At 44.9% G+C, this 26620-nt stretch carries 22 protein-coding genes; 7 read left to right on the top strand and 15 right to left on the bottom strand.

Features of this window, described 5'->3' with window-relative positions:
* Positions 1-184: 184 nt before the first annotated feature.
* The 3 genes from G625_RS0116365 to G625_RS0116355 form a co-directional block, all read right to left on the bottom strand.
* The gene (locus G625_RS0116365) at positions 185-3334 is read right to left on the bottom strand and encodes a hypothetical protein (RefSeq protein WP_029201952.1); all 3150 of its coding nucleotides are present in this window, start codon (positions 3332-3334) and stop codon (positions 185-187) included.
* On the bottom strand, positions 3318-5780 hold the full coding sequence (locus G625_RS0116360; RefSeq protein ID WP_084152965.1) for an MMPL family transporter: 2463 nt from the start codon (positions 5778-5780) through the stop codon (positions 3318-3320). Before G625_RS0116360 ends, G625_RS0116365 begins: the two co-directional genes overlap by 17 nt.
* 295 nt (positions 5781-6075) lie before the next feature.
* Complete coding sequence (locus G625_RS0116355; protein WP_029201950.1) at positions 6076-7077, bottom strand: aldo/keto reductase; 1002 nt, start codon at positions 7075-7077, stop codon at positions 6076-6078.
* A 254-nt stretch (positions 7078-7331) separates the two neighbouring features.
* Between G625_RS0116355 and G625_RS0116350 the strand changes: the two genes are divergently transcribed.
* Positions 7332-8195, top strand: a complete 864-nt coding sequence (locus G625_RS0116350; RefSeq protein WP_029201949.1) for a YitT family protein — start codon at positions 7332-7334, stop codon at positions 8193-8195.
* An 86-nt stretch (positions 8196-8281) separates the two neighbouring features.
* On the opposite strand, the gene G625_RS0116345 is transcribed toward G625_RS0116350, so the two are convergent.
* Positions 8282-9229: a transketolase family protein gene (locus G625_RS0116345; RefSeq protein ID WP_029201948.1), complete on the bottom strand. Its 948-nt coding sequence runs from the start codon at positions 9227-9229 to the stop codon at positions 8282-8284.
* 3 nt (positions 9230-9232) lie between these two features.
* Positions 9233-10084, bottom strand: a complete 852-nt coding sequence (locus G625_RS0116340) for a transketolase (RefSeq protein WP_029201947.1) — start codon at positions 10082-10084, stop codon at positions 9233-9235.
* A 456-nt stretch (positions 10085-10540) separates the two neighbouring features.
* Between G625_RS0116340 and G625_RS20570 the strand changes: the two genes are divergently transcribed.
* Complete coding sequence (locus tag G625_RS20570; protein WP_049895975.1) at positions 10541-12280, top strand: hypothetical protein; 1740 nt, start codon at positions 10541-10543, stop codon at positions 12278-12280.
* A gap of 251 nt (positions 12281-12531) precedes the next feature.
* On the opposite strand, the gene G625_RS0116330 is transcribed toward G625_RS20570, so the two are convergent.
* Both G625_RS0116330 and G625_RS0116325 read right to left on the bottom strand, forming a co-directional pair.
* On the bottom strand, positions 12532-13131 hold the full coding sequence (locus G625_RS0116330; RefSeq protein WP_029201946.1) for a 4Fe-4S binding protein: 600 nt from the start codon (positions 13129-13131) through the stop codon (positions 12532-12534).
* The gene (locus G625_RS0116325) at positions 13118-13318 is read right to left on the bottom strand and encodes a 4Fe-4S binding protein (RefSeq protein WP_029201945.1); all 201 of its coding nucleotides are present in this window, start codon (positions 13316-13318) and stop codon (positions 13118-13120) included. Before G625_RS0116325 ends, G625_RS0116330 begins: the two co-directional genes overlap by 14 nt.
* A 147-nt stretch (positions 13319-13465) precedes the next feature.
* Between G625_RS0116325 and G625_RS0116320 the strand changes: the two genes are divergently transcribed.
* From G625_RS0116320 to G625_RS0116310, 3 genes are all read left to right on the top strand, one after another.
* A complete protein-coding gene (locus G625_RS0116320) occupies positions 13466-13810 on the top strand; it encodes a winged helix-turn-helix transcriptional regulator (RefSeq protein WP_029201944.1) in 345 nt (114 codons plus the stop codon).
* A gap of 198 nt (positions 13811-14008) precedes the next feature.
* Positions 14009-15985, top strand: coding sequence for an FAD-dependent oxidoreductase (locus G625_RS0116315; RefSeq protein WP_029201943.1), 1977 nt, complete (start codon positions 14009-14011; stop codon positions 15983-15985).
* A gap of 171 nt (positions 15986-16156) precedes the next feature.
* Positions 16157-17281: a helix-turn-helix domain-containing protein gene (locus G625_RS0116310; RefSeq protein WP_156885164.1), complete on the top strand. Its 1125-nt coding sequence runs from the start codon at positions 16157-16159 to the stop codon at positions 17279-17281.
* Positions 17282-17400: 119 nt separating this feature from the next.
* Here the strand turns inward: G625_RS0116310 and G625_RS0116305 are convergent, their stop codons facing one another.
* From G625_RS0116305 to G625_RS21655, 3 genes are all read right to left on the bottom strand, one after another.
* The gene (locus G625_RS0116305; RefSeq protein ID WP_029201941.1) at positions 17401-17748 is read right to left on the bottom strand and encodes a cupin domain-containing protein; all 348 of its coding nucleotides are present in this window, start codon (positions 17746-17748) and stop codon (positions 17401-17403) included.
* 59 nt (positions 17749-17807) lie between these two features.
* Positions 17808-18383 carry a carbonic anhydrase gene (locus G625_RS0116300; RefSeq protein WP_029201940.1) on the bottom strand — a complete coding sequence of 192 codons (576 nt, stop codon included), beginning with the start codon at positions 18381-18383 and terminating at the stop codon, positions 17808-17810.
* A gap of 252 nt (positions 18384-18635) precedes the next feature.
* Complete coding sequence (locus G625_RS21655; RefSeq protein WP_049895974.1) at positions 18636-19601, bottom strand: pilin; 966 nt, start codon at positions 19599-19601, stop codon at positions 18636-18638.
* A gap of 204 nt (positions 19602-19805) precedes the next feature.
* Between G625_RS21655 and G625_RS0116290 the strand changes: the two genes are divergently transcribed.
* Together G625_RS0116290 and G625_RS0116285 are read left to right on the top strand one after the other, a co-directional pair.
* Positions 19806-20216, top strand: coding sequence for a hypothetical protein (locus G625_RS0116290; protein ID WP_029201939.1), 411 nt, complete (start codon positions 19806-19808; stop codon positions 20214-20216).
* A 6-nt stretch (positions 20217-20222) separates the two neighbouring features.
* Entirely contained in the window at positions 20223-20489 is a 267-nt protein-coding gene (locus G625_RS0116285; protein WP_029201938.1) for a hypothetical protein, read from the top strand.
* A 370-nt stretch (positions 20490-20859) separates the two neighbouring features.
* Here the strand turns inward: G625_RS0116285 and G625_RS23675 are convergent, their stop codons facing one another.
* From G625_RS23675 to G625_RS0116255, 5 genes are all read right to left on the bottom strand, one after another.
* On the bottom strand, positions 20860-21795 hold the full coding sequence (locus G625_RS23675) for an MBL fold metallo-hydrolase (RefSeq protein WP_029201937.1): 936 nt from the start codon (positions 21793-21795) through the stop codon (positions 20860-20862).
* 406 nt (positions 21796-22201) lie between these two features.
* Positions 22202-22693: a DUF6672 family protein gene (locus tag G625_RS20560; RefSeq protein WP_044933289.1), complete on the bottom strand. Its 492-nt coding sequence runs from the start codon at positions 22691-22693 to the stop codon at positions 22202-22204.
* Entirely contained in the window at positions 22686-23789 is a 1104-nt protein-coding gene (locus G625_RS0116265) for an ABC transporter permease (protein WP_029201936.1), read from the bottom strand. Before G625_RS0116265 ends, G625_RS20560 begins: the two co-directional genes overlap by 8 nt.
* On the bottom strand, positions 23786-24856 hold the full coding sequence (locus tag G625_RS0116260) for an ABC transporter permease (protein WP_044933284.1): 1071 nt from the start codon (positions 24854-24856) through the stop codon (positions 23786-23788). The genes G625_RS0116265 and G625_RS0116260 overlap by 4 nt, the downstream gene beginning before the upstream one ends.
* A gap of 13 nt (positions 24857-24869) precedes the next feature.
* Entirely contained in the window at positions 24870-26456 is a 1587-nt protein-coding gene (locus tag G625_RS0116255; protein ID WP_029201934.1) for a sugar ABC transporter ATP-binding protein, read from the bottom strand.
* Between the last annotated feature and the right edge of the window lie 164 nt (positions 26457-26620).

Below are 26620 nucleotides of genomic sequence, written 5' to 3'. Positions count from 1 at the left end.
TTGATTAAGAACCGGTCCTTTAAGTTTTTGAAAAACCATTCGGGACGATTCTCGTCGAAGAGAACCGTCCCAGATGGTCCGTAAATCGCATATAATTGGAGATTTTTTGATAAAAACACCATTTTTCTCCAATTATCTCGCAATTTTAGCTTATTTTTGGAATTTTTCAGTCATCTTTTTTGCCTCACTCAGTCGGAGTTTTCTTAATCTGCTTTTTCTTCCTGAATCTGCCTGCGGCAAAGATCAGCAGTATCACCAGTGCCACAACACCGAAGGTCAACGCTATTTGCCTCCAGGGGAGCTGATCCTTTATCATCCGTATATCAATCTTTTTTTCACCTGTAACGAAGATAAGGTAGTCTCCAAAATCTTCTGTTGCCTGAGCCTTACCGTTTACAGTGAAGCTGTAGTTTTTCCAGTCAGGTTTGTGTACCCGGATCTTACGTTCACTTAATCCGTCCTCAGGAATCTCCACTATATAATGATTTTCCTCCGGCATATCAAACGAAAGAACATCATCCTCCATGAACTGCCCGTCAACCATGAGTAGTGGCTGGCTGCTGTCCTTGTAGTTCGCCGGAGAATTAAGGAGAGCCACCGGAAGATAATAGGATGCCTTGACCACAAGGTCATCTTCGATGACTGTGTCCATGGGCTGATCCCACCGTATAAAAAAGCCTTCCTTCTGCTCTGTCTCTGGAAATTTCACGTCCTTAAGGATAGTTCCGGGAGTCACTTCCTGTATATCCAGGATATTTCCTCCCAGCATAAACTTTACAAGCAGAGTTCCCAAAGGAGTCTGTGAAGCTTCAGCCATTCCGGCGTAGTCAATGTTATCGATGGCGCCTAAGCTGCCTCCGAAGTAAACATTACCCCACACAGCATCGGGGTCAAGCTTGTCGATCCTTCCGGCAACAGAGCCTGCGTACTCCTCATCCTCCAGGATGGTGACAGCAGCACTGTTGTAGGTAAGGTTGGTTCCGTAACCGGCGATACCGCCCACATTCTTTTCTCCGGTGATGCGGCATCTAGCGGTGTTTTTGTCAAGGGTTCCGTCGGAGTATCCGGCGATTCCTCCTACAAAGTGTCCGCTTTTGGATTTTACGTCTCCGGTATTCTGATTTCCCGAGAGGTACCCAAGCTCCAGCTTTCCGCAGATTCCTCCGATGTAATTTCCGCGGCCCTCGATACCGGCGCGATTCTCGGAATCCACGATCGTCGCTGAGGCTCCGAAGCTGTAATCAAGGGAGCGGTCATGGGACCTGATTATATCCTTTTCGGGATCAAGGTCATACTCTATGCCTATGGTTCCTGCGATGCCGCCAACTCCTATATCGCCGGAAACGTTGCCGGAATTTCTGCAGCCCGTGATCCGGGATGTGGAGTTTCCCGGAGCAGAGGTGTCATTGAATATCCCACCGTTATCCGCAAGGTTATTAAGGCGCTCACGCTCATTTTTCAGAAGCTCTGTCATGCTGTCAAAACGCTTATTGATGTCAGAAAGGTTGCTGAGAACCTCCATACTGTCATCGCGTCCAAAGGCACTTAAGCTGTCAAGCTGGGTTGAGAGACTGTCAAGCTGGGCATAAAGATTGTCCCCTGCTGCCCGGATCACGGGACTGCTTTGTACGTTTATGTTAATGCTGTTTGAAATGTCCGTAAGGGTTCCCCCCAGAGACGAACTGAATCTGGAAAGACCTGTGGTGGCGCTGTCCATATCCTCAAGGGAATCAAGGATATCGCTGACTGATGCATCAAGAGCTGCGCTCCGTTTATTGAAATCAGTCTGAACACTTCCGTTAGCTATTAACTCCCTCTGCCTGCGAAGTCCCTCAAGCATAGTGCGGGTGGCACGTACATTACTGACAAGCCGGTTGATGCGGGTGGCACCCTCATTAACCCTTGCCTGTCTTGCCTCCGGCACCTCAGGCAGGAGATGGTTCTGTACCTCGGACACAAAGGCACTGCTGTAATTAAGATCCTCCCGGATCTGGTTATTCCTGGCAGCCAATGCTTCCTTATCCGTATCGGACAGGGAAAATGCATATGCCAGATCGTCCATGGAAGCGCTGAGATCATCAGACATCCGGCTTAAGTCCCTCAGGCTGTCATCCACATAGTCCATGTCATCTCCTATGTCCCCGGCTGCATTAAGCAGGGTGTCCGTGCTGGAGTTAATGGTGTCCGCCAGCTCGTCAAAACGCTCCAGGGAAGCATTGTACATGGTATTGGTGGAGTTTTTAACCTCCGTAAGGGTCTTGGAGATGCCGTTCAGACGGTCATAGGTACTGTTGGTTATGCCTTCTGTGGTATTCAGTGTATCCGTCACCAGGAGGTTTATCTGGTCGATCTCGTCCGAAAGAGAGGAAAGCACATCCTTTGAAAAGTCTACGATGATCTCCGGCTGCTGCTGCCCGGCGATGCCTCCGGTATCCTTCCGACCGAAAACAGAGCCTTTATTTACGGAATTCTCGATGGCTCCGCCGTTTCTCCCCGCGATACCGCCGGTATTGTAGCCGATATGATTGTATCCGGTTACGCCGGTGGATTCACAGTTTCGTATGGTTCCGGTCCTCAGGTTATATCCGGCTATCCCTCCGGTATCTACCCTGTTTTTGAAATTTTCAACATTGTTAATGCTTCGGGTGATAAGTATGGTTTCCAGGATATCCTTGATGTCCTCGGTGGAAACGCTGGTGTCCCGGACTGAAGCATTGACCCTTGCAGAGCTGCTGCAGTCCTCAATGAGTCCTTCGTTTCTTCCTGCGAAGGCGCCGGTAGCATTGTCAGCCTCTATGTTTCCTGACACTCGGCATGCCCTGATGATGCCGGTGTCACAGTTTATGGCTGACAGGATACCTGTGGTGGTCTTTCCGTTAACATTGCTGTTAACTGTTACATTCTCAACAAGACCATAGTTTTCCGACACGAAGGCAGCGGTTTTATCCCTCTCCGAGTCAACGACAGATGAAAGCTCCAGATCCTTCACCGTGCCTGTGGAACCGATAGTACGAAACAAAGGATTCCCGGATCTCACATTTGTGATCTTATGGTCATTTCCCAGGAAGCTTCCATTAAAACAGGCAACAGCCGGGAAGGTGCTTTCATCCGAAAAATCAAGATCCGTGTTCAGGTTGACGGTCATGCCATTGGACCAGACATCAACCCGGCAGCTTCTTGCAAAGCTTTTGTAGTCCTCCATGTTATTTATCTCAAAGGTCCGGGACTCCTCCCCTTCTGCCGCAAGGAGCACGCCGGGAGCAGTCACCGGCACTACGAGGGTCATCATAAAGAGGAGAGCTGTCTGTATTATTTTTTTACTCATTTTCTTCATGTTCAAGATACTCCTCTATATTCTGTCCTTCATTATCAGCAAGCTTCTGTATGTCTCCGGAAATGATGGAAGCCCGCACATCTCCGCGGACGATGCCATGCACCGTACCGAGGATCTGCCCGTCGATATGACCGTGGATACGGCCGTCAACTCTGATGATACCGCTCTCAGCCCTGGCTCTTATAGGCCTTGCAACAGAGAACTTAGTCATGGCGATGATCTTGTCACCAAGGAGAAGGATCTGCGGTAGAACAAACAGTACCAGTAACATGGAAAGCAAGGTACCACGTCCGAGACACTGCCCGATGCCGGCTATGGCACCGTCGGAGGTCAGGAATCCGATAACGGTTCCTGCAATTGCCAGGATGGAGCCTGAGGTAATGATGGTGGGGAAGGCAAAATTAATTGTTTCAATGATGGCTTCCTTACGGCCCATGGTCTTTCTGTTTTCATCATAGCGGGAGCCAATGACTATGGCGTAATCGATATTGGCACCCATCTGAATTGACGAAACGATAAGGTAGCTGATAAAGAAAATGTTTTCCTTCATAACAGCCGGGAAGGAGAAGTTTATGAAGATAGAACCCTCGATGACCATGATGAGAAGGATAGGCATACCCACGGAATTAAAGGTAAAGAGAAGGATCACAAGTACAAAGAGAAGTGAAACCACCGAGACCACGACATTATCCGTTTCAAACTGGGCACCCAGATCCATCTCGGAAGTGGATTCACCCACGATATAAACATTTAGCTCCGGATTATTGTCCATTTCCTCCTCAAACACAGGATCGATCTCCCTGTGGAGTCCCTTTAGGAAGGTGAAGGTTTCCCCGCTCTCCTCCGGAAGGTTCAGATACACCAGCATTCGTTCATAGTTTTCACCTCTTAGCTGTTTCTTCCCCATTATGATCTTATCAAAGGTGTCATCTATGTCTGCCCGCTCTTTTTCACTAAGCTCCACATAGCCTTCATCGATCTTGTCATGAAGGAACATGAATATATCCAGGAAGGGTATCCTGTACTTGTCGATGCCTCCGATGATGTGTCCATACTCAGCCTTGTCGGAAGCGTACATACCATAAACCATGGCAGCCACATCATAGTCAAGATCCGCCATTTCCGAAAACTGTCTCGGAGTCAAAGGCTGGGAAACCATATATCCGCCCTTGGCCTCGGTATTGGCGAGGGAGGTAACGCTCTTTACTTCGGGCATAGCCTCCAGAGAGTTCGCGATCCGGGAAAGCTTGTAGTAGTCATGGCTTGGAACATTGATGGCGATCATGTTGCTGCTGCCGAAGGTGTCCCTGATCATGTCTTCCGTGATCTGGGAGGCACTCCGTATAGGAGTCTTCAGATTTAAGTAGCCGTAAACGTAGGGGCACTTGGAGGAAATGAAGTAGCCTGCCAGAATGACCACCAGAAATACAGGAGGGATGAATGCCTTTGTAGCGTAGGCGAATTTCCCCACGAAGGGTATCTTCGGAACCAGGTTCTTGTGTTTGGTTTTCATCATTATATCGGAAAACAGCACAAGGAGACCCGGCATCAGAGTGAATACCGCGAGAAGGCTTATGATGATGGATTTTGTGAGGGTAAGTCCCAGATCCCTTCCGAGTCCATAGCCCATGAAAAGAAGCGCCAGAAGTCCGGAAACCGTAGTAAGGGAGCTTGAGGAAATCTCCGGGATGGAATGACTGAGGGCAATGATGACCGCATCGCGGGTATCATAGTATTGCCTCTGCTCCTTGAAATGGTTACAGAAAATGATGGCATAGTCAATGGAAAGCGCCAGCTGCAGAACGATGGCCACAGAGTTGGAAACGAAGGAAATGGTTCCCATCATGTAGTTGGTTCCTTTGTTGATAAAGGCTGCACAAACAAAAGTAAGAAGAAGTACCGGCACCTCACCGAAGGTCTCAGAGGTGAGGATCAGCACCAGAACCACAACCGCTGCCACTATAACGATGATCACCTTCATTTCTTCTTCAATGGCTTCCGCCTGCACATCTCCCAGGGTAGTTGAAACATGCAGGTCATAGGAGCTTAGCTTCTCCTTCAGACTGTTCAGGGAATCCAGACAGCGATCATCTTCCTGCGGGTATTTGAAAACTACCTCGAAGAGAGCGGAGGAATCATTATAATGTTCCCGTATCTCATCTATGGTGAGCTCCTCGCCTTCTTTTGCCACCTCTCCCGATGCCGGATTCAGGTACTCCGGCAGAAAGCCCGCCTCATATACCCCGGGGGTCTCTCTGATGGTATCGCACACTGTAAAAGCCTCTCTTAGAGAGATGTTGGATACCATAACCTTGGCGGAACCGAAGGTGGTATACTCTTTCTCCATGAGATTCATGGCCTGCCTGGTTTCTGTGTCTTCACTAAGGTAGGCGGAAAGATCATTTTCCACCGACACCCAGTTCTGTGAAAAAAAGGAAAAGATCATGAGGATCCCATAGATCAGAAAGAACAGATTCCGTTTATCTACTATAAACGAACAGATCGCAATCAACGGGGACTTTTAATTCTCCATGGCAGTTACCCGCTTTCATAAAAATTTTTTTCATAACAAAAACCACATGGTAATAGTATATCATTTACCATGTGGTTTGAATACGTTAAAAAATTATCGATGTATAATCATATGACACCGGAAGAAGGTCAACATCCTTAGTACGTACATTCTCCTATTCCATGCCCCATGGTCGGAGATAAAGTCAGCATAAATGGATGATGCAGCCTTACCATGTGCTCCCAAAGCCGGCAAGGTCATCGATCCTGTCCAGTTCTTCCTTAGTAAATGTGGTGTTTTCCAAAGCCTTTATATTCTCTAATATCTGGCTTGGCCTTGATGCACCTACAAGAACCGAGGTTATGCAATCATCCCTAAGTATCCAGGAAAGCGCCATTTCCGACAGCTTCTGGCCGCGCTGTGCGGCAATTTCATTAAGCTTTCTGACAGCGTTCCTCTTTTCCATAACCGTACTTTCTTTCAGAAATCTTCCATCTGTACGGATTCGGCTGTCAGCAGGGATGTCATCCAGATACCTGTCTGTAAGTAATCCCTGGGCAAGAGGAGAAAAACAGATAATGCCTTTTCTGAGTTCTTTAGCCTTCTCCTTAAGGCCATTCTTTTCGATAGTTCTGTCGAGAATACTGTATCTGTTCTGATTGATGACAAACGGAACCCTGAGGTCACTAAGGATTGCTGAAGCTTTTTCCAGAGTCTCACCGTTATAGTTCGATAATCCAACGTACAGAGCTTTACCGCTTCTTACAATCTGCTCCAAAGCTCCCATGGTCTCCTCCAGAGGAGTTTCCGGATCCATCCTGTGATGATAGAAGATATCTACATATTCAAGTCCCATTCTCTTAAGGGACTGATCAAGGCTTGCTATCAGATATTTTCTGCTTCCCCAGTTCCCGTAAGGTCCCGGCCACATATCATATCCGGCCTTAGTGGAAATGACCAGTTCATCTCTGTAACCCGGAAAGACATTCTTCATTATCCTCCCAAAGTTGGTCTCTGCGCTACCCGGCTGAGGTCCGTAGTTGTTGGCAAGATCAAAATGAGTTATTCCGTTATCGAATGCTGTGGTACACATGTTGACCATGTTCTCATAATTTCCCGTATCTCCGAAATTATGCCAGAGTCCCAGTGAAACCTTAGGGAGCTTCAGTCCCGAATTTCCACATCTGTTGTACTCCATTTTTTCATATCTGTTTTCGCCGGCAGTGTACATCTCCTGACCCTCCTTATATTGTAAAATATTGCGCGATGCTTACTCCGAATGCTTTATCTTTCACTTCTTACTTTATCACAATCCCGCCATGGAGTTGTGATTTTTTCTTTAGGTTTTGGTTTTGTGATGATTTGGTGCTAGAATATACGCGCTATAATTTGAAGATATTTCTATGGCTACCGTTTCGATCCGGACAGATCGCAATTTATATTTCCGGAACAGATTATTAAAATATGTGTTTATAGAGGATCATCATGAAAATATTGTCAACCATAAAGGAACTGTTTATCTTATCTTTTGCAACCGCCATCATTGCCGCTGCCGTATATTTCTTACTCATACCTACTCATGCATCCATCAGCAGCATTTCCGGTCTTGCCATAGTACTGGTTAACTTTGTACCCTTCACCATGTCACAGATAACCATGTTTTTGAATGTCATCCTTCTCATCATAGGTTTCTTCACCTGTGGAAGTGAGTTTGGTTACAAAACAGTATATACTTCCATCCTGCTTCCCATATATCTCTGGATTTTTGAAAAGCTTTTTCCTGCGATTTCCTCACTTACCGGGGATTCACTTCTTGATGTCATATGCTATACTTTCATGGTGAGCATTGGCCTCGCCATCCTTTTCAACAGAAATGCTTCCTCCGGTGGACTTGATATCGTGGCAAAGATCCTAAACAAGTATTTCCGTATCGAAATGGGAAAGGCTTTGTCGGCTGCCGGAATCTGCATAGCATTATCCTCATATCTTGCATATGATGTAAAAACAGTAGTGCTAAGCCTCTTGGGAACATATCTCAATGGTATCGTGCTGGATCATTTTATATTTGACCATAACCTGAAACGTCGTGTCTGCATCGTTTCTCCAAAGAATGATGAAATAAGACAGTTTATCCTTAATGATCTTCACAGTGGTGCTACCATTTATAAAGCAATCGGCGCTTATCACCTCGATGAGCACGAAGAGATCATCACCATTGTGGACAAGCATGAGTTCCAGAAGCTTATGACATTTCTTGATACTGTGGATCCCCAGGCCTTTGTTACTGTATATCAGGTTAGTAATATCCAGTACAGGCCCAAGAGTCTTCCGGAAAGAAAATTCAGCTAAAAAAAAGACGGTTCTCTATGCGATAGAGAGCCGTCTTTCATTTTGTTCATAGAAGCATGTTTAATAAAACATGCTTCTGACTATTATCATTTTGTTTTCTCAATAAGTGCAAGTGCCTGCTCTACAATGTTGTCAGCACATAAACCGAAAGCTTTGAGAAGCTCTCCGGCAGGTCCTGAGTGTCCGAACTCATCATTAACACCTACACGCTTAACCGGTACAGGATGATTTTCTGCAAGTACGGAGCATACAGCCTCTCCGAGACCACCGATGATATTGTGCTCCTCCACGGTTACGATCTTTCCGCACTTCTCTGCTGCATCAAGGATAAGCTTTTCATCAATCGGCTTAATGGTAGGCATATTGATGAGATAAACAGAAACACCCTTGTCCTTAAGTGTCTTACATGCCTCGATAGCTTCCGGTACCATGATGCCTGTAGCAATGATGGCTACATCTGTACCTTCATTCAGCACTTCGCCCTTACCGATCTCAAACTTATAGTCTTCACTGTGGAATACAGGTGTTGCGGCACGGCCGAAACGCATATAAACAGGGCCTTTCATTTCATAGGCAGCCTTAACCATCTTCCTTGCCTCAACATCATCTGAAGGGCACATAACAGTCATACCCGGGATGGTGCGCATAAGGGCAAAGTCCTCACAGCACTGGTGTGAAGCGCCGTCCTCACCTACAGAAATTCCACCGTGTGTAGCACCGATCTTAACATTCAGATGAGGATAACCGATGGTGTTGCGAACCTGCTCATAAGCACGTCCTGCTGCAAACATTGCGAAAGTGGAAACAAAGGGTACAAGTCCCATTGCTGCGAGACCGGCACCGACATCTGTCATATTACACTCGGCAATACCACAGTCAAAATGACGATCCGGAAAAGCTTTCTGGAATATACCGGTCTTGGTAGCGCCTGCAAGATCCGCATCGAGAACAACGAGATCTGTTGCAGTAGCGCCGAGCTCTTTTAATGCATTACCGTAGCTGTCACGTGTAGCGACTTTCTTTACATCTGCCATGATTTACGCCTCCTCAATTTCTTTGCGGGCAGCCTCAAGTTCAGCCATACCCTGTTCATACTCTGCATCATTAGGAGCCTTGCCGTGCCAGCCGGCCTGGTCTTCCATGTAGGAAACACCCTTGCCCTTTGTGGTCTTCATAAGAATTACAGTCGGTTTCTCGGAGCCTGCGTTCTTGTGGAAAGCATCAAATGCCTTCTCGATCTGCTCAAAATCGTCACCATCAATGGTGATAACTTTGCAGCCAAATGCTTCGAATTTTGCATCAACAGGAGCTGTATTCATGACATCTTTGGTTCTGCCATCGATCTGCAGACCGTTAAGGTCAACGATGATGCAGAAATTGTCAAGTTTGTAGTGAGCAGCAAACATTGTAGCTTCCCAAACCTGTCCTTCCTCAAGTTCACCATCACCAAGAAGTGTATAAACACGTATATCTTTTCCAAGATATTTTGCGCCCTTTGCCATTCCGGCTGCAGCAGAAATACCCTGTCCGAGAGAACCGGTCGACATATCAACGCCCGGTACAGTGTTCATATTCGGGTGTCCCTGCAGATAAGAATCTATGTGGCGAAGATTAGGAAGATCGCTTACAGGGAAGAAACCACGGAGAGCGAGAGCCGAGTAAAGACCCGGTGCAGTATGACCCTTTGAAAGAACAAAACGATCGCGATCTTCCCATTTAGGGTTCTTCGGATCGATATTCATTTCCTTAAAATACAGATAGGTAAACATCTCTGCAGAGGAAAGACTTCCGCCGGGATGTCCGGACTTAGCACCGTGTGTGGCTGTAAGAATACCTTTTCTTACTTCAACAGCTTTGAGCTTCAATTCCTTTAATTCAGAAGCATTCATTTGTGTTGTCATCTCCTTTTTGTCTGAAATCGGTAGCCGCCCTGTCCTTACTGAGCATTGGATCCAATCCATCAGATGGTCCGGGGCATGACCTACCTTCGGCTTAATTGTTTCTGTAGAATTTACAAATCAGTTTTGCAGCAACTCCTTTATCCGGAAAGATTAACAGTCCGGAGGGGGAATTATGTACCTCTGATAAGTAAACCGTCTGTTACTTATTCTAATGCAAGTTTACTAAAATGTATAGATTTACTGTCAAGAATGATATCCTGTTTTACCCACCGGAATTGATTTACAACCATTTGGAGAAATACCAAATGGTTTACCATAGCAAAAAACTTTTCACTTTATTTTTTTGTTTCAGCATAGTTTAAGCTTTCGGATATATAGTATGCCCATCGAAAGCAAAAACGCTTCGTCAGACAAATACACTCTATAACTATAAAGGATAAAAAAATGAAAAGAAAAAATATTGCTATCACAGCAACAACATTACTTACAGCATCTATAATGCTTAGCTCATGCGGCTCATCAGCTTCTTCAACAACAGCAACTACTGTTGAAGCAACACAGGATAACTCAGGAAATGCTATGCAGAGCAACAGACCTGATGGTCAGGGCGCGCAAAACGGTGAAAACGGTCACGGCGAAAACGGCCAGGGTGGTCCCGACGGCAATTTTCAGGGCGGCCCGAATGGTGAAGGTGGTCAGGGCGCTCCGGATGGAAATGACCACGATGGCCCCGGCGGCATAAATAGCGGCGGTGATTTTGATCCTGCTGACGGGCACGGCGGTTCCGGAGGTAATGGTCAGGGCGGCCCCGGCGGAATGCCCGGCGGAAACGGCCAGGGTGGTCCGGGAGGAATGCCCGGCGGCGGATCCTCTAAACCCGAAAGCTATTCTTCTGTAAATGATATAACTTCAGACGCAGAGCTCACAGGAAACATCGAATCAACAGGAACAGATCAGAATGCAGTTCTCGTATCAAACGGTGCAACCGCCACCATCAAGAACGCAAACATCACAAGAAACTCCTCTGATTCAACCGGTGGTGACACAAGTTCCTTCTACGGTGTGGGTGCGGCTGTTCTTGCAACAGACGGTACAGCTTATGTTTCAAACTCAACCATCACAACCGATGCAAAGGGCGGCGCAGGCGTATTTGCCTACGATAAGGGTGTCAGCTACGTGGCTGATACAACCATCACAACTGCAAAGGACACCTCCGGAGGTATCCACGTAGCCGGCGGCGGAACACTCTATGCCTGGAATGATACTGTAACCACAAACGGCGAGTCTTCAGCAGCCATCCGTTCTGACAGAGGCGGCGGAAAGATGGTTGTGGACGGCGGAACCTATGTTTCAAACGGAAGCGGTTCTCCGGCTGTATACTCAACTGCCGACATAAGCATTAACGGAGCAACCCTTACAGCAAACGGTTCAGAAGCCATCTGTATCGAAGGTGACAATGAGATCAGACTTTTCAACTGTGACCTTTCAGGTAACATGGCTGACCTTTCACAGAACAAGCTTACATGGAATGTCATCCTCTATCAGTCCATGTCCGGAGACTCAGAAGCAGGTAATTCCGTCTTCGAGATGGACGGCGGTACACTTACAGCAAAGAACGGCGGCATGTTCTACTCAACAAATACCCAGTCCACATTCACTTTGAAAGATGTAGACATTACCTATGCTGAAGACAATGACTTCTTCCTCAGAGTTACCGGAAACAGTAACGAGCGCGGATGGGGAAGCACAGGAGCAAACGGCGCAGACACAACATTTACAGCCATCTCTCAGGACATGGAGGGTAATGTCATCTGGGATTCCATCTCTCAGCTTGACTTCTACATGACTGAAGGCTCAACACTTAAGGGTGCCTTCGTGGACGATGAGTCTGATGCAGGTAACGGAGGAAACGGCTACGCTTCTGTTTACATCGACAGCACTTCAACCTGGACTGTTACAGATAACTCAACTGTTACAAATCTTTACTCAGAAGGTAAGATCGTTGATGCCTCCGGCAAGACTGTGACCATCGTAGATAAGGACGGAAATGTAATAGTATCCGGCGATTCAAACTACACTGTAACAGTAACCGGTGACTATAAAGAAATCGTAGATCTGTCAGGCGCTAACAAGCTTAGCAGCTGGTCAGATTACAAAGTAGAAAAGCCATCTCAGCTCTCCTGACTCGCTTAACAAATATAGATTAATACACACAACAGACGGAAGGTCTGTCCCATAACGGGACAGACCTTCCGCTTTATTTCGTCGACTGAATGTATTTTTCCTAATTATAATCCCATAAACTCGCCATAGATCATGACTGCATTCCTCACACAATCATCACAGGCGCATAACGGTTTTCCGTCTGTTATGGCTTTAAGATCTCTGCATTTTAGAGCTCCGCATCTTCTTTGGAACGGCTCTTTCATTTAATGTCATTCTGTTTCATTGCCTTTCTTTGCTTTTATTTTGCATATACCCTGAGTCATTGTTCCCATAGGACAGAAGGAACACCAGGTTCTCTCCTTATACAGTACCATTACTATAAGTCCTATAAGTGTAGACGTGAGCATCAGACTATAGAATCCAAATCCAAACTGAGCAACCCAATCAGGGAATATACTGCCATTATAAGCCCATTTCCATGGAACTCTGAAGGTCCAGAATAACTTTATTGCTTTCCTGAGTGTCCCTGCTCCGGAAAATACCAGATATGTCTGAAATACCATTGTTCCGAACATAGTGAGGAAGAATATCAGGAATCCATATCTGAACCATTTGGACGACAGCCATTTAGGTGCAGGTTTTCCTCTTGAACACTTGAGATTTCTACCCAATACCCAGAAAAGCTGCCCTCTTCCACACATATGGTTGCAGAACCATTTATTTCCGCCTACAATTGCAAAAATAAGCGGCAGAATAAAATCTATCATTCCAAGCCATGCAAACAGGATATTGAAAAATCCAAGAGCAAAATAGATTATTGACCAGATCCAAAGGTAGTCATACCAGTGCTTTTTCTTATTTACTGCCATTTTCCACCTCCGTAACCTTTATTGAACCCGCAGGACATGCCTTTTCACATAAACCACAGCCCACGCATTTACCGGTATCAACCACCGCATAACAGCCTTTATAAATAGATATGGCATTTCGTGGGCACTGCAGGGCACATACCCCGCAGGCAACACATCTGTCTATATCATTAACAGCTTTTCTCATTTTCAATATCCTCTTTCTGCATTCGTATCTTATGCTATTTCCTTTAACTGGACTACTTGCGTTTCTCAGCTGATAACCTTATTATATGTGGTATGAAAAATATATCAAGTACGAAGTATTTATTTACCTGGTAAGGAAAAGTATACCATGAGAAAAAAAGAGAACCATGAACCATTATGCGAAGATATCGCGGGACAAAATTGTGGGTTAAAAAGAATAATTGATAAGATTGGCGGAAAGTGGAAGATAATGATCCTTTGCGTCATCGATAAAAATGATATCGTGCGATACGGAGAATTACGACGCTCCATTCACGGAATCACTAATACTATGCTTGCCAATTCACTGAAAGAACTGGAAACAGACGGGCTTGTGGAAAGAAAACAGTACGATGAAATGCCCGTAAGAGTCGAATACAATCTTACAGAAAAAACAAAAAGCCTCATCCCCATTCTTCTTAATTTGAAGAAATGGGGTGAGGATAATCTGTAAAAGCGCATCTTCTGATGGACCGGAATCAGGTCGATGCCAAGTCTCGGTTCATTGTGATAACCATTGGCCACCATGATGATTTTTCAATAACCCGTTTGTCCGAAACAGACATATCGCTTTTTATTAAGCTATGCGATTATAAGTACATGTTAATTTTTTAACGTTGTTTATTGTAGTATGAAATACGGGAGAAATATCATGAAGAGAAAAATCATATCAACTGTTCTCATCGCAGGAATGGTTATGACAGGATGCGCTGCCACAGGAACTCCTGAGGCAACAACAGCAAGTACAACAGAAGCTGCAACAGAAGCTGTAGGCGAAACCACAGCAGCCGCTGAGACAAGCGAAGAAACTCAGGCAGATGGCACTGAAGCCGGCGGCGATCTTAAGGACGGAAGCTACGACATCACTGTTGACGGACGTAACGGAAAAATGACAGTTACCACAGTTATCAAGGATGGAGCTATAGCTGAAGTAACCATCGGCGACAACACAGAAACCCCTGAAGTTGCCACAACAGCATTGGAGCAGCTTCCCAAGGCTATCGTTGATGCCGGCACACCTTTTGTTGATGCCGTTACCGGAGCAACCATCACATCTGATGCCATCATGGAGGCAGTAAAGGGTGCCATTACCGCAGCCGGCGGAAATCCTGACAGCTTTTCAAAGGATACAGGCACCAACAAGTCAACTGAGGTAAAGGAACTTGAGGCAGATGTAGTTGTAGTTGGTGCAGGTGCAACCGGCGTTTCCGCAGCTCTTACCGCACAGCAGAACGGTGCCAATGTAATCCTCCTGGAGAAAGCCGCAACTCCCGGTGGTGTATCCATCATTGCAGGTGGTCCTATGGGTATCGATTCAAAGGATCAGCAGGAGGCAGGTGTTGCAGGAACATTTACAACCGCTGATGTTCTTAAATATTGGCAGGATTATAACTGCTGGATGGATGACGGACAGCTCTTCTATAACATTTCCAACCGCTCCGGAGAGACCATCGACTGGCTCGAGGAGAACGGAATGGAATTCACCTTTATGGGTACAGAGCAGGCTGCTCACGCTGACGGTTTCCAGACCTATCACATCTACAAGGATCAGGAGAACAAGGCAGGCTACTACACAACTCTTATCGATAAGTTTACAGAGGCCGGCGGTCAGGTTTACTTCGAGACACCGGCAACCGAACTCAAGGCTGAGAATGATGCCATCACAGGTGTTATCGCAACTGCAAAGGACGGCACAACCTACGATATTTCCTGTAAGGCAGTTGTTCTCGGAACAGGCGGATTCGGTGCCAATGCCGAGATGATCGAGGAAGAGGTTGGATTCCCTCTTGAGACATTTACAACAGGTACTCAGACCGGTGACGGCGCTACCATGTCACGTGCCATCGGTGCAGGAAAGGGCAAGACTATCCAGCAATATCACGGTGTAACCTCTTATTCAGGTATCCAGACCGGTCAGGGCAAGGATGAGATCGCAAAGGCTATCTACATGCCTACCAGCGTTTGGGTAAACAGACGTGCAGCAAGATTCTGTCCGGAAGACCTTAACTATGACACAGCACTCTGCTCAAATGCAGCTGCTACACAGGGTGAATATTTCTATTCAATCATCTCAGAGGATATGGTAAAGGCTCTCGAAGAGGGCGGCGCAAAGGCACTGGATGTTGATACAGCAGTAGCTTATGAGCCTACCATCCCTATGTTCTCAATCGATGAAGGCTGGACCGAATTCCGCGCTGCTCTCGAGGACGGAGTTTCAAAGGGCATCGTATTTAAGGGTGCAAATGTTTCCGAGCTCGCAGCAAACATGGGCATCGATGCTGAGTCACTTGAGAAGACATTGGCAGACTACAACGCATCCTGCGAAAATGGTGCAGATCCTGTATACGGAAAGGCTTCTAAGTACATGAAGAGCCTTGGAGAAGGAACACTTTATGCAGTAAAGGCAAGACCTGTTTCACTTGGTGGTATCGGCGGAGTTCTTGTTAATTCAAACCTTCAGGTAATCAAGGATGACGGAACTGTCATCAAGGGACTTTATGCAGCCGGAAATGACGTTGCAGAAATGTTCAATAATTCTTATCCTTTAGTTGAGGGTGTTACTATGATGAATGCACTCTCAGGCGGAAGAATCTGCGGTGAAGAAGCTGCACTCTACGCTAAAGGCTGATTGAATGATCACCTTAAAAGAAAATTAAACCCTACTGTTCCTGAAACATTGGTCAAATCTTAGCTAACCATCACCGGCGGATTGAGCAGTAAATTGTGGGCAGAAAAGATAAGACGGAAAAAAGCACATGCCAAATGCTTTTTCTCCGTCTTTTTTGTTATAATCATCCTTATGAATAAACAGGAATTATTTGAAATAATAACAAAATCAAAGGATCTGCAGAGTTTCGTGGATGCCTGCGCCTTAAACATTAAAAATCCTTTTTGGATAATGGATGGCTCTTACAGGGTTCTGGCCCAATCACATGATCCGGATGCCAGGGATTATCTCATCGATTTTGACGCCGGCAAAACCATGGAAAGAGTTAATGCCTGGGTTGATAACGGACTTCTGGAAAAAGTAAGCGGAAATCGAAAACCCGTCTTCTTACATGATGATCATATAGATGAAGACATTGTGATCATGGATATAATTTACGAGAGACGACCCATAGGAAAGCTCACCATTGTTCTTCATGAAAACATGAATGAAGACGAAGTCATCAATATAAGCAATGCCGCTGCCGTGTATCTGAGGGTCTCCTCAGAAACACCGGGAACCACCTATGAGCAGGCATTGGCATTACTCTTACAGGACACACCGGAATCAGAACACACCGGACGAAAAATCCTTGAGAATGTCGGATACCTGGGAAAGCCACCCTATCATATAGTTAAAGCTGATGTTAAGGACAAAGAACGCATCGAGATACTCCGGGCATTCCTTGTGGATATAAGAAGCTCCGACCCAACGCTTGTCGGTGCCATAATCAGCAACCAATGCTATATTCTTCTATGCAATGGGCATGATATACCTGACCGGCTTATCAGAAAAAAAGTACGGCTTGGATACAGCCTTCCCTTTGCGAAATTACATTTGGTAAAATCCTATGCGATCCAGGCAGACATAGCTCTTCTAAACGGAAACGGTAAAGCCGAATACTTCACAGACCACTATGATGCCTTTCTGCAGGAATGCATACGCCTTGGTTCCGGTGATAAAGCGGGAACCTTCATCATGCCGGAAATACTTGAGATACTGAAGTATGACGCGGAATATAAAACAGAATATTTCGAGACATTAAAACACTATGTTCAGCTTAACTGCTCCAAACAAAAAACCGCAGACACCATGAACCTCCATCTCAATACTGTAAAATACAGGATCAATCAGCTGGAAAAGACCTTCGGGATCGACTTCACTAAGATGGATGCAATATATGTGTCATTAGCTGCTGCGAAGATATGGATCGGATAAACAATGCCGACATTTTCAGGTGATACCCAAACTTTTCTCGATGGGTTAATAGTTTAAGCTTGAGAGAGATAAAATGGCTCATCCGACAAAAACGGATGAGCCATTTTATCTTTAATTTATTAATCTTTTACGAATTCATCTCTCATTGGATTAAAGCAATCAAGCAGTATACCTTCCTCAAGGCACACACAGCCATGCTCAATTCCGTTCTTCTTTAAAAGAGTATCTCCCGCACTTACAATCTTCTTTTCTTCACCTATTGTGAATTCAAACTTACCACTGACTACGTAGGTAATCTGGGTATGTGGATGGGAATGCATGGCACCGATACCGCCTTTTTCAAAATGATTCTCAACTACCATCATTTCGTCGGTATAACTGAGAATCTTTCTCTTTACGCCTTTACCGCACTCCTCAAAATCTATATCCTTATTGAACGTCCATATTGCATTTTTTGTATTTTTCATGTAAGTCTCCTTAATGATTTTGTTCATGAACAGATTCCGGTTATCCTTGTCATCAGCACTCACACCAGCTCCACTTCACCGGTATCGATATGATATAAAGCTCCGACAACCTTGAGGCTGTGCTCATGCTCCTCCTTCTGTATCTCGAGACTCTCCTCGATGACGGCAACACTGTGCTTAATATTCAGGATGCAGGCCTTGTCCGGATCGGTTTCATCGCCCATGGCAGACCTGATCTCATGCAGTATAAACCTTATATACTTATTGTCGTCATCCGGATGGAATGCTGCACCTACCGCACCGCAATTTGTATGTCCCAAAACCATGATAAGTCTTGTACCCAGATGACTTGCCGCATACTCTATACTTCCAAGCTGATGGTCGTCGATGACATTGCCCGCAACTCTTATGACGAAAACCTCACCTATTCCTGCTGAAAAGATAGTTTCCGGTATTACTCTTGAATCCGAACACGTAACCACTACTGCAAAAGGCTCCTGTCCTTTTGTGCAGGTTTTAAGCCGGACAGCTGATGAAACATCGCCATGATTTTCACTGTTTTCCACGTACCTTTTATTGCCATCCATAAGTTTCTTCAATGCATTGTCAGCTGTCATCGTAATCTTATCAGACATATTATTCTCTCCTTTCTGCTGCATGTATCTTTTGGTTAACATTTTACCATAATCATTCTTTTTATGGCGATATGTCTGTATTAAAATTTGATGAACCGGAGAAGGGGGGCAGCAGATCAGCTTCTGAGGAACAGCAACATTTTCAGAAGCAGCCTGTGCCAGCCTTTGTTCATGAGCAAAATTTCAGTTTATAGCTGTCCCATAAAAAAATAAGCCACCTACATATCCCAGTCATCTCCAAGGTATGAGGCATCACCTTGGTACCTCTACCGACAGGCCTGGTGCATTTACTACCCGGATCTTTGTTCTTGTTGAATTGATATCAATCCATACCTGATGATCTTTTCCCATCATGTTTACAAAATCATCTGAAGTAAACAGATAGGTATCGGTGTAATTATAAGAACTATAGGAAAATTGATCACCTGCACCATATGTTTGATTATATACCCTTGGTTTATAACCAAGTATGCTTAGATACTCCACACTCCTGGTGGCGGGATCCGGATTTAATCTTATGGAATAGCTCCCGCCTGCGTCTATCTGGTATGAAAAAAGCACGCCTCCATTGCCATTCACTATACTGTTATACTGGTTTCCCAATATGTTGTGCAGGGTCTCGTCACTGCAGTTGTTGAAATAAGTGGCAATGGAAGTCAATATATCCATGTCAGCTTCTTTTCTTTTATCATTTGGTATACTTGCGATCTTTGTATATGTGGCTTTCTTGTTATCTTTATCCTTTTTTTCCAGGCCATACCAGTTTCCGCCCTTGGAAGTATCTACAACCTTGCCGTTTATAGAATTCCATACCGCTCCGTATACTGTGCCCCATACCAGTGACACATCCTTGGAGCTGTCTATGATCACAGTCACATACTTTTCTTTGCCGTTCTCATACGGCTTTCCCCTGGCATTAAGTACAGACGCAAATTCAGATGCATCTATGTGAGACTTTCCGTATCCCGAAGATGGCGGAGTTGTTGTTGATACCGTGCCGTTTTGATAGTAGTAATACTTCCCGGTAACTCCGGTGATCATGTATTCCACAACAGCTGCTGCCTTTGCATTACGCATGGAGGCAAGATCAACCGCCTGTCTGCTTCTTTCAAGATGATTGATAAACATGGGAATGCTCACGGCCACGAGAACCCCGATTATACCTATGGCTATCAAAAGCTCCGCCAGTGTAAAACCTTTGTCAAATGTCTTTTTCACACACTTCACCCCCTCATAGTTATATCGACAATTAAGAGCAATATTATAATGCCATAAAGGCAGGACGGAGTCGGTGTACCATTTTGCTTACAAGATGGTTCACTGACTCCGTCCCCTCGGCTCCTTTTTAAGAGCTATTATAATTATTACAATGTGTCGATATAAGATTAGGGAAATTATTGACAGATAAGAGGAGGTCTTGTTTTGAAGAGAAGGAGCTTATGCGGAAAAAGGGTTTTGGCTGTGATACTCGCGGCAGCCTTATGCATGAATTCAACGGTCACAGTGCTGGCAGAGCCTGACAATCAAACAGAAAATAACCTGGATTCGTCAAAAATAGAAGTGAAAAGCGGAGAAACTGCACATGAAGAAAAAATCGAGAAGGATTCTGCTTCCTGTACAGATGGAACATCGGCTGTAGATGTATCCATGGACAATGGCGATGAGGTCACGGTGGAGATCAAGGGAGATGTCACAGTGTCAGGAGGAAGTGAGGAACAGGCTTCGGAACCGAATTATAAGGTGTTAAACGTTGGCTACGTTCTAAGGATCGTAGATACATTAACCGCCATCAACAATTTCACGGCTGCAAATGCAGGCATCAGAGGAACATAGAATGTCATGGGCGCAGGAATTGTAAGCTTTGGTAATATGTTTGCTGATTCCATCAACGCTACTGTGGAGGTTCCTGTTGCTGCCAATGTCTCAGCCGGTCAGACATACACCGTTGTATTCAGCGACGGCACAAGCATAGAAGTTCCATGCACCATGGCCGGAGTACTGAGTATTCCTTTTAATAAAAATGCTGATGGACTTACATATATGATATACGGACCGCAGATGAACCCGGCGATGTTCATAGGAATGCAGCCAGGCGCCGGATTCTAAGATGTTTACAAATTAACTCACATTTCAAAAAGCAGCCCCTGCCCAAAAAGTCAGGGGCTGCTTCTTATAGTAGCCGCGTTCTATCCTCTCATTTCCTTCATGGGTCTCATGGTGCCGATCAGTTCGTTATGAAAGCTGCGAAGGCTTTTCTGCCTTATAATCTGACCAGCTGCTAAGCTTGCCGGCACCTGACATATCTACAGTTGTTTTATGATCACCGGTTACTATAAATAGCATTCTCCATCAAATGAGTTTCTTCATATTGTCGAAAATTCAGTAATGAGTTTCTAAGGCCAGGATCGGTATAGTAATACTTTAAGGTGTTCCTATGAACTGTTACATAGAAACCTGAAATCAGAAAACTTTTAGATTATGCTTTGTTGAATTTTTCTTTGCCCTGCCTGCATTTTGGACATTTCCAATCATCCGGTAAATCCTCAAAAGCTATGCCGTCATTTTCCGCGGGATCGTAAATGTATCCGCAAACACTGCAGACATACTTGCCAGTTGCCTTACCGACAGAAATCTCCCCTACAGGCTTACTCTCCGGAGGATTATCGAGATCGATAACCTTCTTCTCTTCAAGGTTCTCATATCCAAGCGGCGTATGTGTAGAGAGATATACCGTAGGGTTGTTCTTTATAAATTCCCGTACCGCATCCAGAGTCTCCCTTGCTGCTTTAACATCCTCAAACACAATGGAAAGCTTATTTTCATAAAGGGCTTCATCAGTATAGGTTACATCTCCATGGATCATATAGAACAGGTCACCGTCTTCCACGATCACAATGCTGTTGCCTGTTGTATGTCCCTTCGCCTCGATAAACCAGACTCCGTCAGCAATCTTCTGTGAAGCCTTAAAATTCTTATAGGCTCCATCCGTAAAGTCCACGGGCACAACATTTGAAAATGATTTAAGCTCATCAGCCTTACATTCTTCTCTTGCAGCATAAATCGTTGCATTTGGAAAAGCGCGCAATTCTCCGGTATGATCGGCATGTTTATGAGTTATCAGAATTTTGCTTACCTGCTCAGGCTTATAGCCGGCATCAGCAAGTGCAGCCACATAATTTGCCACTTTCTTTCCCATATAGATCATGGTTTTCTCATCCGGCACCTGTTCCGGCATTTCAGAAGGCACACCCGTATCTACAAGTATGACTTCACTTCCGGTATCGATCACATAGTTCTGAAGGCTCGACCGATACCTTTTGACAGGATTTATTCCATCCTTCCCTTCTCCGCCAAAAGCAAGCGCCTGTGTCATGAATCCATTTTCAAATAATTTTACAGCTTTAATGATCATCCCTTTTCCTCCTTCGAAAAGTTTTTTCTCCTGAAAACAACTAAATATATAGTCGGCATTATTTTCAAAAACCATTACTGAATCTTCCCGCCGAGAAAAATAAAAATCACAGGGCATCATTGGTTCTCGACAAATATAATTAATCATACGATAATAGTTGAGATATCTGCTGTGTATCCTTCAATTGAGACATCGATACTTTCTTTTCCCTTAGCTTCGCTATGGTGTCTGCCTTTTAAACTGGTTCTGCAGGTTGAATGAATTATAAAAGCCTTCCGAAGAAGGATGACTCTGAGTCGTCTTCTTCGGAAGGCTTTTGTTTACTGAGATATCGAAGCCGGTAATTATACACTGCCGCTTCTTTAAATTGATTTAATTGTCAAAATAAAGCTCCGGCTCCGGTCTTTTAACCCTGTGATGCTTCGCTTTCCTCGCCGAAATCCATGAGTCCGGCTGTATCATCAGTTACAACAACTTCTTCTGCTGCATCAGCCTCGGAAGGAACAGAAATAAATTCTGAGATATACTGATCCTGAGAAGCCCCGTTGAGCATGGCAGGAACGTTCAAGATAATTCCATCCATGTTGTATGGAAGAGGCTGAGTAACCTTCATCTGTACTGCTTCTCCGTTCTTCTCTTCTGTTACCACAAGCTCCATGGTCAGCTTCTGTCCCATGACATCCACCATACCACGCTCGTTCTTCTTAAGAGAAGCGACCTTCTTTCCGTCCACCCTTACCTCAATTTTATAAGGAACTTCGGCTACCAGATCAGAAGATTTATTATCAAAGTAAACCGTGTGGCCTCTTCCGATAACAAACATAACAGCTGCTATCGCCATGATAACCAGAAAGGCTGCAATACGATATATCAATGTCTTCTTTTTCGAATTATTCATTTGCTTCCTCCTGAGCCAGTGCCAGCTGCTCACCGGCCTTTGACTTGTTCTTTCTCTTATTGGTCTCATACATGATAAGAGCCACTGTAATAACCGCATAAGATACAAATACACGGAAATACTCACCGATCATTGAGTCACCGGTTATAACAGTTCCTGCCTTCGGTGCCACGATAAACATGGTGTGGAAGAGAATGATTCCGAGGAAAACATTACCGATGGATGCCTTTTCGACAGACGCACCACCAACCAGAAGGGCCGCGATACAGAACATACCGATCTGAGAGTGTGAACTGTAGGTTGCGATGTTACCCATGTTCTGGAGGTAAATGATCATTCCGATTCCCGCAAATACAGTCGAGAGAACCATGGATATGATTCTGGTACGTTCAACATCGATACCTGAATCTCTGGCAACACCCATATCCTGACCTACAGCTCTCATATCCTGACCAAGCTTTGTCTTTCTGAACCAGATGATAACGAGGCAAAGAAGGAATATGATAATGAAGGTTGCCACAGGGATCTTAACACCCCCGATGTTAAGAGGAATAAGGTTATCAAGCTTCTGTCTCATGGAAAGAAGTGAAACTGTGTTTCTGATACCATAGCCTCTTGGAAGCTTGATGTTGCTGTGCTTTATAGGGATAACCGGTCCCATAAGATAAAGCACGACAAGCTGGTAGATACCATTGATGAAAAAGCTGATGATGTAGCTGGTTATCATCTCACGGCCCTTGGCCATATTGAGAACCTTTCCGCAGAAAAGTCCGAGAAGAGCTGAGATAGGAACAGAAACTATCATAGCCAGTATCATTCCGGGTATGCCCACTATCTGCCAGTCGCTAACCAGGATAAGTCCTATCTCTCCAGCCATGGCACCCAGTGTCATGGAGAAATTAAGTCCCATTCCTGCCATGATAGGGATAAGAAGACTCAATATCAGGAAAGCATTTCTTCCCATTCTTGTAACTATCTCATTGCAAAGATAGCTTGGGGAAAGTCCCGAGATAGGTGCGCACACAGCGCATATGATAACAAACATGAGCGGAACGGAAAAACGTCTTAATAAATCACCATAATTTACCTTATTCATTTTGTTTCCTCCGTTTTTCTTGTAAGTGCATACAGAATCATTCCGTTGGAAACAATTATTCTGATAACCTCACTCATATCAAGATGAATCATATTATTCATAACTGTCGGTGTCATGGTAACGATACCCTGGAAAAGGATAGTTCCGATGATAACATTCATTACTGACGCCTTATTAACTGAAGCACCTCCGATGAGAATCGCAGATACTGCAGGAAGGGCCATATAGAACGGAGCCATGTAAAGCTGGATGAATCCGAAGCCCTGCTCATAAACGAGGATTCCGATGGCTGCCAGCCAGGTAGACATTACAACGGAGATAAGTCTTATCTTGTCAACATTTACACCTGAAGATCTTGCAAATTCCGGGTTTGAACCTACGGCAGTCATTGCAGTTCCCGTCTTTGTGTGAAGGAAAGCCCACATTCCGAAAGCCAAAAGTGCAAAGAAAAGAATTGAACCGGTTGGAATAGAGAGATTTCCGATGTTTATCTGCAGAATTTTTGCAAGTGCCTGTGTGTAGTAGCCTTCAAGGGAAATAGTTGTTCTCAGACCCTTTCCTGCCATACCCCAGACCATGTTGGGACTGTGGTAAGGAAGAAGCAGCCACATCATACACATAAGAGAAACCGATGAAAATCCAACATAGGTTGCGATCATCATTTCTCCGCCCTTGATCTTGTTTAAAAGCCATCCGTAAATGCAGCCAAACACAAGTGCAAAAGGTGTTGCAAGAAGGATTGCCATAAGGAAGGAAAATGCTCCTGAGAATCCAAGCTCAATGGAAAGTGTTGCTCCCAAAAGTCCCGAAATGATTCCGAGAGGCAATCCGAAATTGAGACCGCAGCCCGAATGAACCATAGGTACCATTGCAAGCACCAGGATTCCATTCCAGCTGAAACGGTTTATGATATTTGAGATCTGTGTAGGAAGATCAGCTCCTACAAAAGGTGAAACCACAAGAAGGAGTACCAGAAATCCGGTAATGATAAGTCTCGGAAGTCCAAAATCCTTCGCTATATCCTTCACCCTGTCACTAAGAGTGATCGTATTAGTTTTTTCAGTCATCACAATTTACTCCTTAACAGTTTTTCAGCATGAGCTCACCGAATTTTTCAAGTTGCTCTCCTGCCGGAAGTATGCCTGCCACCTTGCCGCCGGATACGATGGCTATTCTGTCACAGGTTCTTCTCAGCTCTTCAAGCTCCGAAGAAACCATGACGATGGTGACACCCTGCTCCTTATTAAACTTCTTTAATGCATCAAGAACCAATGCCTTGGCTCCAACGTCGATACCTCTTGTAGGTTCGCTTACAAAAAGAAGCTTGGGTTCAAGTGCAAATGCCTTGGCAAGACAGATTTTCTGCTGGTTTCCACCTGACAGCTCTTTTGCTTTCTGTGTTGAACCGGTGCACTTTATCTTGAACTCTTCTATATATTTATCGGTAACTTCTCTGATGGCTGCATCATCTCTCCACTTGAGAAGTCCGCCAAAATACTTCTTGAGGAATTTATCCTGTATCTGCATGGCCGGGAAGGAAACATTCCACTCCAGTGATTCATCCAGAAGAAGTCCGACGCCTCGTCTGTCTTCCGATACAAATGCGAAAGAAGAATCGAGACATTTTCTCGGATTGTTAAGAGGTATATCCTTACCCTCAAAGGTTACCGTTCCGCCTGACTGATAAAGGCCCATAACTCCGTTAGGGATACCCAGCTTACCTTGTCCGGCAAGTCCTCCGATTCCGAGGATTTCTCCCTCTCTTACATCGAGGCTTACATTCCTTACTGTCTCTCCCGGCATATCTACCCAAAGATTCTTTATGGACATGATAATGTTCTTGTCCGCTCCGGTATCCTCGGTTACATAAGATACATCTGAATCCGCAACATCACGTCCCACCATCCATTTAGTGATGTCCTGAACGCTGGTGTCCTTTGTAGCTGATTCATTTACCACGTAACCGTCTCTCATGGTTACTACTTTGTCACATACCGCAAGGATCTCTCCAAGTCTGTGTGTGATGAAAATGACGGCAATGCCTCTCTTAGACATTCCCCTTATAGAATCAAGAAGAGCTTCCGCTTCCTTCTCTGTAAGAACTGCTGTAGGCTCATCAAGTATAAGCAGCTTCAGCTGTTCCTTTGAAAGCTCTCTTGCTATTTCCGTAAACTGTTTGTGTCCCACAGGCATGTTGCTTATAAGCATATTCTTATCTATGGTGACACCCATTTTTTCTATGGCTTCGATGGCACGTCTGTCCATATCCTTTCTGTCCAGTGTATCCATACGGTCACTGAAAAGGTCTGACAGCACGCTCTTTTTCTTTGATTCTCTGTTTAATAATATGTTTTCTGTTGCAGTAAAACCCGGAATAAGTGAAAATTCCTGATGAACCATGCCGATTCCTGCGGCAATGGCGTCAAAGGGTGACTGAAATGACACCTTTTGGGAATCCAGTATAATGTCTCCTCCGTATCCTCCGGTTTCACGGATCACATCCGCTCCGAAGAGTATCTTCATCAGCGTAGACTTACCTGCACCATTTTCTCCGCAAAGACCTACAACCTCACCTTCCTCTATTGTAAGGTTAATGTCTGAAAGAACCTGATTCCCGAAAAAGTCCTTCTTAATGTTTTTCATTTCAAGTAGTGGTGCTTTACTCATTGTTATAATACCTTTCTAAAATTGAGATATATTTAAGCTTTTCTCAATAAGTTTGATTATCGCGATAGCGATATGGCTAATCCCAAAAATATGGGGAGATATACATCTCCCCACAGTGGTTTAACCTATTTGCGACGCAATCTGAAAGCATCCTTTAGCTGTAC

Origin of the sequence: Oribacterium sp. NK2B42 (genome assembly GCF_000424445.1) — a bacterium.
Classification (GTDB): Bacteria; Bacillota; Clostridia; order Lachnospirales; family Lachnospiraceae; genus Oribacterium.
This window is presented reverse-complemented; position numbering and strand designations above follow the sequence as displayed.